The organism is Massilimicrobiota sp. SW1139, assembly GCF_012027715.1.
Classification (GTDB): Bacteria; Bacillota_I; Bacilli_A; order Erysipelotrichales; family Coprobacillaceae; genus Allocoprobacillus; species Allocoprobacillus merdigallinarum.
The window spans coordinates 1-13,400 of sequence record NZ_SJOR01000034.1; the positions used below are offsets into that span (position 1 = coordinate 1).

The window sequence follows — 13,400 nt, forward strand, 5'->3', positions numbered from 1 at the left end:
AAATTTTTCATCCCATCTAGAAATATTTTATTTTTGTATAATAGATGAGATAATCATTAATAATTTTATTAAACTTGAAAATGTAAAATATTCTTTAATTTTAAAACATATATTACTTAAACATTGCAGTTTTGTAACAATTGAAAACCATTTTTAAAGTATATAATTTTCTATAAGTACAGTAGATATAATCCTTTTCTAAAAGAATCAAAAAGTAGATTTTATTGTTCAGTTAATTAAGGGTATTAAAATATATGTTTTTTGGTCAATTATAGCTACAATATTCCCTTTTTATTATAGAACACAGTGAGAGAAAAAGTCTACTTTTTAGAGCAAAAAAAATAATAAGATAAATATGTGACCATTTATGTGACCCTATTCATATAATAAGTAAAAAGTATTCACTGGATATTTTTTACCTATTATAAAACTTATAAAACCAACTAACTCAATACATTTTATTTAAACATCATTCTAAAAAAAGATTTCTACATAATTGAAGTAAAAATGGTATATTAAATATTTGCGAGGCAGACCCTGGACTTTAAATTTTTAAATGGGGTCTGTCTTTTCTTGCTTTAAATTTAAATTGGGGTTGTTTTTTATAAAATGAGAATCTCCTGTTATAATTTTTTTGCAAACAATATTACAAAAAAGAAGACTATCTAACAGATCTATTGAGAAAATAACTATATCAAGAAGATCAACCAGTAATGCAAATAGAATGCAAAACATTGCAAGATCTAGAAATAAATTCATATATTCGAAAAATTTATATAAAAAATATAATGCAACCGAGCATGGAAAAAGATGAAAATAGTTGGTAAATCAAGAGGAAAATATAATAAAAAAGATGACAAATAGTCATCAATCAAATATTGTTGATCCAGCTTTAAAAGATAGTCTAAGAAGTCACGGGGTTTTCCAAAACGAATAAGTTTTACGGGAAATCTCTTTTTCTATTTTCTCAATCTATGTTCCAAAATCGTGGGAAATTCAATAGCTTGTTGATCATATAGCTCATATAAAAAAGTTTAAAGATTATTCAAACATTTCTTTGTTTTCTTCTATTTAATGTTATATGATTTAGTTATAAAGGTGATAAGTATATATATTAATGATGACTTTAAATCCATTTATTTGGCATCTATTATTAATAGCTACGCTTATTATAGACTGTATATAATATCTCATAAGATCAACTATTAATTTATTTGCTGATACGTTATTTATTTCATTTTTATATGGTGTATATATACTTTTCAACTATGTTTAAAATGTCAAAATAAAAAGGAATCATTATTTTACGATTGACATTTCATGCTATCTGGTCACAATGACCTGTCAAACGTACTATCAGGTAGGAAATCCTACAATTTCATAATCAACAGTACAAATTAAAAACAGAATATTAAACATGCTAAATTCTCGACTATAGGTATTAAAAAACGGGAAGGTAGTTCTTCCCGTATTAATTTAAAGCTTTTTAGGATAGACCCCTCAATTTTTTAAAGGACCGTAGAAATCTTTTTTACATTCCTAATGATGCTATATATGATTGTAATGATGATTCACCAAGTACACGTACTCGTGGTAATTTTGTTGGATCCTGACCTTTTTTACTTTTCCATACTCTGTTGTAAAAGCACATAAAATTTTAGCTTCTTGAATAGCTTGTTGTCCTTGTACTGTGACATCTCCATATGGATAAGCAAAAGCTTCTGTATTTTCAACAGTATTTTGAGCCTTTAATAAATCTTCTTTAATTTGTTCCATATTTATAGCACTGATAATACCACCATGTCCAATATTTCCTCCACCTTTATGCATATCATAAGAATGAGATTGAAATGTAATATACTCACTGGCATATTTTTTTACTTTTTCTTTTCCATTTTGAGATGCAATAATAAAAGAAGTTGCTGGAATCTGATATTTTTCTAATAATGGAATACCATACTTTAAAAATCCTTTTTGTCCATCATCAAAGGTTAAAATAACAATTTTCTTTGGCAAATCAATTTCACCTTTTATATAAGCTGATAATTCCTGATATGATGGAAAATAAAAATCTTGGTCTTTTAAGTATTTTAATTGTTCTTCTAATTTTGAATCAAGAATATAATTTGTATTTATCGTTTTTGGTAAATCATCTGGAGTATAGACATAATGATACATTAAAACAGGTATCCCATGACTATTTTTTTCAAATTCATTGACAACATGTACAGTTCTTTTCTTAGAACAATAGATACCCTCTTTATTTTGAACAGAATATATAATCTCATAATCGCCAACCTTTTGAGTATCAACTTTTCCTGTGATTTTAACTTGATCAGTCAGATTACCTTCATTTTGATCAATAACATGACATCCTGATTCTATATACTTCTGTCCTTTTAAAACATAAGTATCCTGAGATCCATTTAAATTCATAACGATTTGTTTATTATTTAAGACTTCAACAAAACGTTTAACAGTCTGATTTTTGTATTGATATTTAATTTCATATTGTCCTTCTTGAGATGTATCAACATTCCCAATCATTTCTACATCTTCAAGATTTGTTCCCTTTTCTTCATAAATAGAATTTAGCATGAAAACTTCTTTTTCATTTCCTATTAATTCTAATGTTTCTGTTTTTTTAAACACAAACCAAAAAATCAAAACAATCATAACAATAATAGGAATGAATGTTATCATAACATGTTTTTTATTGAGTTTTCTCATTTTTTCCTTCCCCATAAAAGAATAGTATATCCTACGACATACTATTCTTCTTCATTATCTTCAGTTTCTTCTTCTGATTTAGATACAACTTCTACACTTGAAACAATTGATCCTTCAGCAACTTTAATCAATCTAACACCTTGAGTATTTCTTCCAGCTAATTTTACTTGTTCCATTGGAAGTCTAATCATGATTCCTTCACTTGTCATGATTAATAAATCTTCATCACCATTAACAGCTCTTAAAGCTACCAATTGTCCTGTTTTTTCAGTCGTATTAATCGTTTTCACACCTTTACCACCACGATGTGATTCACGGTAATCTTCTATTGGAGACATCTTACCATAACCATTTTCACTAATAGCCATAATATATTGTCCTTCTCCATTTGTTGTCATACCCACAACATGACTACCATCTACATTAATACCTTTGACACCTGAAGCTGTTCTACCCATTGGTCTGACATCATTTTCATTGAATCTAATTAATTTTCCATTAGATGCTGCAACGAGAATTTCTTCATTTTCTTTTGTTAATTTCACAGCAACCAACTGATCTTCATCTTTTAAATTAATCGCAATCTTACCAGACTGTCTAATATTTTTAAATTCTTCAATAGATGTTTTCTTAACTAAACCATTTAATGTCACAAAGAATAGATATAGATTCTTATCTTCATCAATATCATCTTTATCAATAGAAATCATAGATTTAACACTTTCATCTTTATCCAAATTTAATAAATTGACAACAGGTAATCCTTTAGCAGTTCTACCAAATTCAGGAATATTATATCCTTTTAAACGATAGACTTTACCAAAGTTTGTAAAGAATAATAAATCATCATGAGTACTCATATGAATTAAAGCATCCACAATATCATCCTCATTTGTTCCCATACCTTTGATACCTCTACCACCTCTATTTTGTGTTTTATAAGTATCAACAGGCATACGTTTCACATATCCATTAGAAGTTAAAGAAATAATCACATCTTCGACTGGAATTAAATCTTCATCTTCTAAATCAAATGTTCCTTGAATAATTTCAGTTCTTCTCTTATCAGCAAATTTAGCTTTAATTTCTAATAATTCTTTTTCAATAATTTCTAATATTCTTTCTCTTTTTGCAAGAATATCTTTTAAATCAGCAATCAATTCTAATAATTGATTTAATTCATTTTCAATCTTTTCTCTTTCCAAACCAGCTAATCTTTGAAGCTGCATTTCTCTGATTGCTTTTGCTTGTCGATCAGACATATCAAATTCATCCATCAATCTCTGTTGAATAATTTCTGTTGTTCGTGATGAACGAATGAGTTCAATAATAGCATCAATCTGATCTAATGCTCTTTTTAAACCATCCAAAATATGAGCACGATCTTCAGCTTTCTTTAAATCATAAGCTGTTCTTCTTCTGATCACTTCTTCTTGATGATCAAGATAGTAAGTAATCATTTGTTTTAAATTTAATGTTTGAGGTTGATTATTTACTAAAGCAATAGAATTTACACCAAATGTTGTCTGTAAAGCTGTTAATTTAAATAACTGATTTAAAATAACTTCTGGTTGAACATCTTTACGAAGTTCAATCATAATACGAATACCTTCACGGTTAGATTCATCACGTATTTCTGTAATACCTTCAATACGTTTTTCTTTGACATGTTCAGCCATTTTTTCAATTAAACGAGCTTTATTGACCATATATGGTATTTCAGTAACAACAATAGCTTTTTTACCACCATGAATATCAATAATATCCGTTTTCGCTCTCATGACAATTAAGCCATTACCAGTTTCATAAGCTTTTTTAATCGCTGATTTACCTAAAATATAAGCTCCTGTTGGAAAATCAGGTCCCTGAATATAATTTTCCATTAATTCTAGAATCGTAATATCAGGATTATGAGAAACAGCTAATATGGCATCAATAACTTCACCTAAATTATGAGGTGGAATATTTGTAGCCATACCAACCGCAATTCCTGTTGTCCCATTGACTAATAAGTTAGGAAAACGTGATGGCATAACTTCTGGTTCTGATTCTTCACCATCATAGTTAGGAATGAAATTAACTGTATCTTTATTAATATCTCTCACCATTTCCATAGAAATCTTAGACATTCTAGCCTCAGTATAACGTTGTGCCGCAGCACCATCACCATCAATAGAACCAAAGTTTCCATGACCGTCTACTAACATATAACGATAACTGAAATCCTGTGCCATACGAACTAATGCTTCATAGATTGAAGAGTCACCATGAGGATGGTATTTCCCCATAACTTCCCCAACAATACGCGCTGATTTCTTATATGGTTTATCACTATAACATCCAAGTTCATTCATTCCATGCACAATTCTTCTTTGAACAGGCTTTAATCCATCTCTCACATCTGGTAAAGCTCTTTGAACAATAACTGACATGGCATAATTGATAAAGGATTGTTTCATTTCTTTTGTTAATGATCTTTTCTTAATTCCACGTTCTTCCATTTTTTCTCTCCTTTACTATAAGTCTAATTCTGCCATTTGTGCATTTTCTTGAATAAATTCACGTCTTGGTTCAACTTTTTCACCCATCAACATATCAAACATAGCATCAGCCTGCATCGCATCATCTAAATCAATTTGCCATAATACACGATGTTCTGGGTTCATTGTTGTATCCCATAACTGTTCAGCATTCATTTCTCCTAAACCTTTATAACGCTGAATAGAAATTTTGGCATTTTCACCAAGTTCTTCTTTTTTCTTTTCCAATTCATAATCAGAATATAAATAATATTCTTCTTTTCCATGTTTCAATAAATATAATGGTGGCTGTGCAGCATAAACATATCCTTCTTCAATCAATGGCTTTAAGAAACGATATAAGAATGTCAACATCAAAATACGAATATGTCCACCATCAACATCGGCATCGGTCATGATGACAATTTTATGATATCTTAATTTACTAATATCAAATTCTTCACCAATACCCGTTCCAAAAGCTGTAATCATTGAACGAATTTCAGCATTTCCTAAAATTCTATCTAATCTTGATTTTTCAACATTTAAAATCTTACCACGTAATGGCAAAATGGCCTGAGTTCTACGATCTCTACCCATTTTGGCACTACCACCGGCAGAATCCCCTTCGACAATGAATACTTCACATTCACTAGGATCCTTAGATGAGCAGTCAGCTAATTTACCTGGCAAGGCAATACTATCTAAAGCTGTTTTTCTTCTTGTCATTTCTCTGGCACGTTTGGCTGCCATTCTAGCACGACTTGCGACAATGGCTTTATTGATAATAATTTGTGCTGTATTTGGATTTTCTAATAAAAATTTATCTAACGCTGTTGAAATAATATTACTTGCGATTTTTCTCACTTCAGCATTTCCTAATTTTGTTTTTGTCTGTCCTTCATATTGAGGATCAGGATGTTTCACTGAAATAATCGCTGTTAACCCTTCACGGCAATCATCACCACTTAAAGATTCTTCATCTTTTTTCAGGAAATTATTATTTTTTGCATAATTATTAATGACTCTTGTTAAAGCAAGACGGAAACCTTCTTCGTGAGTTCCTCCTTCATGCGTATTGATATTATTACAGAAAGAGTAGATATTTGGCTGATATCCATCATTATATTGCATACCAACTTCAACCTTAATATCATCTATTTCATCTTCTACATAAATAATTTCTTCATGAATAGGCGTTTTATTACGATTTAAATAAGCTACGTATTCTTTGATACCACCTTCATAATGATATTCATTTTTCTTATGTGGTGTCTGTCTATGATCTTCTAAAATTAATTTCAATCCTTTATTTAAGAAAGCCAATTCACGGATTCTCTGATTTAATGTTTCATAATCATATACAGTTGTTTCTTCAAAAATCAAAGGATCAGCTTTAAAAGTAACAGTTGTTCCAGTATCATCACAATCACCAATAATCTTTAAATCTTCAACAGGTTGTCCACCTTTTTCAAATCTTTGATAATAAATATGACCATCTCTATGTACATAAACTTCTAACCATTCACTCAATGCATTAACAACGCTGGCACCAACACCGTGTAGACCACCAGAAACTTTGTAGCCTCCACCACCAAATTTACCACCAGCATGTAAAACAGTTAAAATTGTTTCAACTGTACTCTTACCAGTTTTTGCATGAACACCTGTTGGCATACCACGTCCATTATCAATAACCTTGACAACATCGCCTTCTTCTAAAATCACTTTAATTTCACTACAAAATCCAGCTAAAGCTTCATCAATAGAGTTATCAACAATTTCCCATACCAAATGATGTAAACCTCTAGAAGACGTTGAACCAATATACATACCCGGTCTTTTTCTAACAGCTTCTAATCCTTCTAAGACTTGAATATCAGATTCATTATAACTGTGTTGAACTTTATTTTCTTCCATAGCTTTCTCCTTTCACATTTCCATTTTCAATGACGATTTTCTTTGCTTTATCTATAACCTGATGATGAATACCATCAATATTTGTTGAAGTTAAAAAAGTCTGAACCTTTCCTTCAATTAAATTCAATAACTTCGTCTTTCTTGTATCATCTAGTTCACTTAAAACATCATCTAACAACAAAACAGGATATTCTCCGATTTCTTTTTTAATCAATTCTAATAAAGCGATTTTTATTGCTAAAACAATAGATCTTTGTTGCCCCTGTGAAGCATAAGTTATAGCATCCTGTTGATTTAAACACATCACCAGATCATCTTTATGAATACCATGTGTTGTCTGTTTAAAAGCAATATCTTTTTGATAATTCTTTCGATAATCTTCTAAAATACCTTCATAACTCATATCTTTGTAATGTGTTTTATATTGAATTGATAATACTTCCTGATGTAAAGCAATATAATCATACATTTTCGCAGATATCTCATTTAATAATTCTACAAATTCAATTCTTTTCTTTAATAATTGAACTTGTAATCGTGCCATCTGTTCAGATAAAACCTCTAAGTAATCATCAGCTTTTAAATGTTTTTCATTTAATAATTTCAAATATTTATTTCTTTCTTTTAATAATCTTTGATATTTATTAAAATCATACATATATATAGGTGATATTTTAGATAACTCCATATCAATCAATTTTCTTCTTAATTTTGGACTTCCTTTTATTAACATTAAATCTTCAGGAATAAATAAAACAACATTTAAATAACCAACATAATCACTTGTTTTTTTAATTTCATTATGATTAATCAAAGCTTTCTTTCCTAACTTTGATAAAACAATCTCTAAATTTAATGTCTTTTGATTATTAATAACCTGTCCTTGAATTTTCGCAAAGTCCTGATCAAAATAAATCATTTCATCTATGACTTTTGTCTTAAAACTTTTAGACATTGATAAAATATATATAGCTTCTAATAAGTTTGTTTTTCCTTGAGCATTTTGACCAATTAAAATATTAATAAAAGGATCAAATTTTACTGAACAATCAATATAATTTCTAAAATTCTTTAATTGAATACTATGAATCTTCATTAATGATTAGATATTCTTGACCATCAAAAGAAACAATATCCTGATGATAGAGCTTTTTACCACGTCTTGTTTCTACTTCACCATTGACAAGAACCAGTCCATCACTAATGACTAATTTAGCTTCAGCTCCACTACTTACAGCATCAGCTAATTTAAGTAATTGTCCTAAAGTAATATACTCACTATGAATTGTAACTTCTTTCATATATTTATCACCCATACTTTCATAACCTGAACTATTATAGCACAAAAACATCAAAAATGATAGTTTTTATGGCTTATATTCAATATTTATAAAAAAAGTGATAAATCTCATTTTTATATAAAAACCTCTTATAAGCTAAATATAAGCTAAAAAATGATATATAGTCTTTTTGACTACATATCATCTTTTAATGTTTCTATAATATTCTGTTTTCTAAAACGATTTAATCCTAATTTAAATGTTAAGATCATCACTATCATCATCACAATAAATGATATCAAATAAGCTATCCATGAAGGTGTAAAAGGAAGAGTACTAGAAGATAAATTATATAATAGAAATTCTATTATTATACAGAATGGTAAACTATATACAAATGATTTTATGCCATAAATAGAAGATTCTTTCCATAACATTTTTTTCATATCATTGACACTCATGCCTATACTCATGAACATCGCAAATTCTTTTTTCCTTTTTTCTATGCTGGCACTCATCATATTTAAGATATTTAATAATGTAAATATAAGTAAAATTGTTATAAATCCATAAACAAATATCTCTACAATTGTCATAAATTCAATTCTTTCCTGATTAGCTGATGTTTCATCGTAACTGCTTAATCCATAAGATTCCAATTCTTGATTTAATTGTTCATGTTGTTGTGTCCGAATATAAATTTCTATATTCGTAGACCCAAACTCTTTTTCAAAATAGTCTGTGGAAACAATAAAAGTTAATTCGTAAGGATTAATTATATTATATTCATCAGATGTTTCTATCATTTGAATATCTTGAAAATTTTGAATATCTATCTTCTTTTCTTTTTCAGTTTCATCATCTAAATAACTGATATACATATCTTGAATGAAGTTTCTGTCCATTTTTTTATAAACTGACGAAATTTCTGTTTCATTTTCGCCCAAGATTAAAGATTGATTATATGTTAATGCTAAATCATTTGATGGCTGAATACCATTATCCTCACATAATTGATTAAATCTTTGATCATCTATACACTGAATATAAATTCCTATAGTTTTTGGACTTTCATATGTTAAATAATCAGGATTAATATCTACATTAACAAATTCTAATCCTCTCAAATAATAGTCATTATCATATTGACTGTTATTTAAAATATCAATAACATCTTGTCTATTTTTCATTTCAACGTCTGAAACTGAAATATCATAATCATGAATACCACTTTCTTTTTTGACAGTATTAATAAAATTTTTACCAAAACTTGTCATAGAAACAAAGATAATCATTGATAACATTAAGGAAATAATAATAACTCTGGATTTGATTCCTTGTCTTTTATAATTTTTAATAGACAATTGCCATGAAACATTAAAAAATTTTGATAAAAAACGATTTAATTGAAGTCTTTTCTTTTTCACTTTAACTTCATCACTTTTCGTTAAAGCATCCATCACAGATATTTTTGATATTCTTCTTGCAGGTATATATAATGCGATAAAAGTAATCAAAAACGAACCTATAATAACGAGACATAAATATAATGGTGAGATTTGCGTATGAATAGATAAGTTGAGATCTTTTAAAATTTTCATTTGATTAGCAAATAAAAAAGCAATATTTAATCCTATAAAACTACATAGAATTCCAAATGGTATCGCAATAATGGATAATATGAATCCTTCAAAATAAACAGAACATTTCTTTTGTTTAGGCGTAGCACCTACGCTTGAAAGCATCCCAAGATATTGAATACGATCTGTTGTTGATAGATGGAATGCCTGATATATAATCATAATAGATACAAAACTAATAATACCAATCATAATATAAATCATATGATATACATCTGTATATCCAGCAGTTAAACCTTCTTCAAAGATATTCTGTACAGCTAAATAAGATATATTATAAGATATAGCATCTTCTGAAGATGGTGTATTTCCCATTTTCTCTATTTTTTCCTTTAAATTTTGTACATGTTGAAATATATTTTTGGAAACATCTTTATCTTTAATATACATTGTATAATCTTGAGTTAAATCTATATAAGAAAATGCCTGATATATATCTCCCATGAAATCTTGAGATTGATAACTATTCATAAATCCTACAATTGTATATGTTTGTTGATTATCAAATGTTATCTGATCTCCTATTTTTTTATCAATATGATTCATTTTTAAAAATTCTGGTGTTATAACAATTTCATACTTATTAACAGGTAATCTTCCATCAATAATATAATCATAGAGTCCTTTCTTTTGAAAATATAATGAATCACCAGACTTCATATATAACTGTGAATCTTGATAATCAAGTTGTGTTGTACAAGAAAAATAATATTCATCAACTTGAGAATCATCTTTTATTAAATCAATAATTTCTTGTCTATTATCAACAATGCGATAATGGTAATCTCCTCTTGTTTTTTCTATATAACTTTTATAATAGGCTTTACCTGATGAAAAAGCTATTCCTACACAGCTCATCATGATAACTGATACCATAATACATAGTAATGTCAATAAACTTCTTTTTTTATTGGCTTTCAGATATCTTAAGGTCAATATATTCATAATTTTCATTTTCTAATAACCTCATCTTTTTTTATCTTTCCATCTTCTATCACGATGATTCTATCTGCCTGCATAGCTATATTTTCATCATGAGTAATCATGATTAAGGTCTGTTTATATCTTTTTTGTGTTAATTTCAGTAAATCTATGATTTCTTTACTGTTTTTTGAATCAAGATTTCCTGTTGGTTCATCCGCAAGAACCAGTGATGGTGCATTCATTAATGCTCTTCCTATTGATACACGTTGTTGCTGTCCTCCTGAAAGTTCTCTTGGTAGATGTTTTTCTCTTGATTTCAAATCTAATATACGTAGTAATTCATCCAATCTTTCCTGATTCACTTTTTTATTATCCAGCAATACTGGCAATGTCATATTTTCTTCAACGGTTAATATAGGAATTAAATTATAGAATTGATAAATCAACCCAACTTCCCTTCTTCTAAATATGGCTAATTCATTTTCATTCTTTTTATAGACATTTTGTCCATTGACAATCACTTCACCACTTGTTGGTTTATCAACACCACCAATCAAATGTAATAGTGTACTCTTTCCTGATCCGGATGAACCTACAATAGCTATAAATTCACCTTTTTCAACAGTAAATGAAACATGATCTAAGGCCACAACCTTATTTTCATCATGTCCATAAATCTTGGTCAAATTTTTTACTTCTAATATTGCCATATGTTCTCCCTCCTCATCTATATAGTATCAAATAAAAATGACAAACCCGTGACAATAAAGTGACAGATTTGTCATAATTAAATATTTATACATTTTCTTTATATAAATGAATTGTAAATTTTGTGCCAGGATATGTATTTTCTACTTGAATTGTTCCATTTTGTTTTTCAATAATCATAGAACTCAAAGCTAAACCTATACCTACACTATCTTGCTTTGCATTTTTTCCTTTATAAAATCTTTCAAATAGATGTATTAAATCTTCCTGATCAATACCACAACCATTATCCTGAATAATGATTTCATCATATAAAGGATTTTGATTCATTGATATTTGAATCATACCATTTTGTTCAACATGTTCTATACAATTTTTTAGGATATTAGATAAAGCTTCTAAAGTCCATAAAATATCACATTTGAATATCTCTGATTCTTGAATATTGATTTGTATTTGAATATTTTTCATATCTATTTGTATTTCAAATGGATTTAATAATTGCAAAACAAAATCTTTCTGTGTAATGCTTTCCTGATGAAAAGTAACTGTCTGGGCATCTAATTGTGCCATTTTTAATAAACTCATCACGAGCCATTCAATTTTATCTAATAATTTCTTTTCTTCTTTTAATAATTGTCTTTTTTCATTACCTTCAGCTTTATTTAATCTTTCATGAATTAAATTTAAAGCTGTTAAAGGTGTTTTCATTTGATGAGATATATCTTCCAGATATTCTTTTAAAATCAGTTTTTCATTTTCTAATAAATGACTTTGTTCATAAATCTTATTGACTAATTTACATATATCACTCTCTAAAATAGAAAGATTTCCCTCTTTGTATTTTTGAATATAAAAATCATTATGATGAAATAAAATATCATTGATTTGTTTAGAAATAGAAATAATTTTTTTATTTTGTTTATAGATGTAAAAACATAAACCACCAATGATACAACATAGTAAGAATATAATCATATACATCATTTAATCTCCCAGTTGATAACCCAATCCTCTTTTGGTTTGTATGATTTGGGGATGTTGAGGCTGATCTTCTATCTTATTTCTTAATCTTTTAATATAAACAGTCAAAGTATTATCATTCATATCTTCACCTGTCATCTGATAAAGTTCTTCTAATAAAAATTCTCTTGTTAGTAAATGATGAGCATGTTGTACAAATATTAACAATAATTTATATTCTAAAGCTGATAAAAAGATTTCCTGATGATTTTTAAAGACTTTAGCTTGAGAAATATAAACTTGCAGATTTTGATATTGAAATATCTGATCTTGTTTTTTATATCTTCTTAAAATATTTTGAATACGTGATAAAAGTATTCGAGGTTGAAATGGTTTTGATATATAATCATCTGCTCCTAAATCAAGTCCTGTAATAATACTAAATTCATCACTTTGGGCCGTTAAGAAAATAATAGGAATATCATAATAAGCTTTAATTTCATTATATAAAGAAAAGCCATTACCTTCTTTTAATGAAATATCTAATAAGATTAAATCTATAGATTGTTGTTGGAGTATTTGCATAGCCTTTTTTTGACCATCAACAGCTATTAAATGATAACCATTTTCTCTTAAATAAGAATTTAAATGCTTAACGATTTGTAAATCATCTTCAACCAGTAAAATTTTTTCCATAATACCACCATTCAAATTAT

At 28.0% G+C, this 13,400-nt stretch carries 9 protein-coding genes; all 9 read right to left on the reverse strand.

The genetic code is table 11. The features are described from left to right. Positions 1-1,548 precede the first annotated feature (1,548 nt). Complete coding sequence (locus tag E0K96_RS11790; protein ID WP_168083382.1) at positions 1,549-2,703, reverse strand: immunoglobulin-like domain-containing protein; 1,155 nt, start codon at positions 2,701-2,703, stop codon at positions 1,549-1,551. Positions 2,704-2,771: 68 nt separating this feature from the next. Continuing rightward, the gene (gene gyrA, locus E0K96_RS11795) at positions 2,772-5,231 is read right to left on the reverse strand and encodes a DNA gyrase subunit A (protein ID WP_168083384.1); all 2,460 of its coding nucleotides are present in this window, start codon (positions 5,229-5,231) and stop codon (positions 2,772-2,774) included. A gap of 15 nt (positions 5,232-5,246) precedes the next feature. Further along, positions 5,247-7,169 carry a DNA topoisomerase (ATP-hydrolyzing) subunit B gene (gene gyrB, locus E0K96_RS11800; protein WP_087304829.1) on the reverse strand — a complete coding sequence of 641 codons (1,923 nt, stop codon included), beginning with the start codon at positions 7,167-7,169 and terminating at the stop codon, positions 5,247-5,249. Further along, positions 7,156-8,265, reverse strand: a complete 1,110-nt coding sequence (gene recF, locus E0K96_RS11805; RefSeq protein ID WP_168083386.1) for a DNA replication/repair protein RecF — start codon at positions 8,263-8,265, stop codon at positions 7,156-7,158. The genes gyrB and recF overlap by 14 nt, the downstream gene beginning before the upstream one ends. Next, positions 8,252-8,470, reverse strand: coding sequence for a S4 domain-containing protein YaaA (gene yaaA, locus E0K96_RS11810; protein WP_087245096.1), 219 nt, complete (start codon positions 8,468-8,470; stop codon positions 8,252-8,254). Before yaaA ends, recF begins: the two co-directional genes overlap by 14 nt. 173 nt (positions 8,471-8,643) lie before the next feature. After that, the gene (locus E0K96_RS11815) at positions 8,644-11,034 is read right to left on the reverse strand and encodes an ABC transporter permease (RefSeq protein WP_168083388.1); all 2,391 of its coding nucleotides are present in this window, start codon (positions 11,032-11,034) and stop codon (positions 8,644-8,646) included. Positions 11,035-11,039: 5 nt separating this feature from the next. Further along, complete coding sequence (locus E0K96_RS11820) at positions 11,040-11,723, reverse strand: ABC transporter ATP-binding protein (protein ID WP_087245082.1); 684 nt, start codon at positions 11,721-11,723, stop codon at positions 11,040-11,042. Positions 11,724-11,808: 85 nt separating this feature from the next. Then, positions 11,809-12,705 (reverse strand): sensor histidine kinase, encoded by an 897-nt coding sequence (locus E0K96_RS11825; protein WP_240924520.1) that lies wholly within the window; start codon positions 12,703-12,705, stop codon positions 11,809-11,811. Between the two features lie 3 nt (positions 12,706-12,708). After that, the coding region (locus tag E0K96_RS11830) for a response regulator transcription factor (RefSeq protein WP_240924522.1) at positions 12,709-13,400 on the reverse strand (692 nt) is incomplete at its 5' end.

Excerpts from the sequence above, each read along its gene's own strand:
- E0K96_RS11790 (WP_168083382.1), bottom strand. The coding sequence starts at position 2,703 with ATGATAACATTCATTCCTATTATTGTTATGATTGTTTTGATTTTTTGG.
- gyrA (WP_168083384.1), bottom strand. The coding sequence starts at position 5,231 with ATGGAAGAACGTGGAATTAAGAAAAGATCATTAACAAAAGAAATGAAA.
- gyrB (WP_087304829.1), bottom strand. The coding sequence starts at position 7,169 with ATGGAAGAAAATAAAGTTCAACACAGTTATAATGAATCTGATATTCAA.
- recF (WP_168083386.1), bottom strand. The coding sequence starts at position 8,265 with ATGAAGATTCATAGTATTCAATTAAAGAATTTTAGAAATTATATTGAT.
- yaaA (WP_087245096.1), bottom strand. The coding sequence starts at position 8,470 with ATGAAAGAAGTTACAATTCATAGTGAGTATATTACTTTAGGACAATTA.
- E0K96_RS11815 (WP_168083388.1), bottom strand. The coding sequence starts at position 11,034 with ATGAATATATTGACCTTAAGATATCTGAAAGCCAATAAAAAAAGAAGT.
- E0K96_RS11820 (WP_087245082.1), bottom strand. The coding sequence starts at position 11,723 with ATGGCAATATTAGAAGTAAAAAATTTGACCAAGATTTATGGACATGAT.
- E0K96_RS11825 (WP_240924520.1), bottom strand. The coding sequence starts at position 12,705 with ATGTATATGATTATATTCTTACTATGTTGTATCATTGGTGGTTTATGT.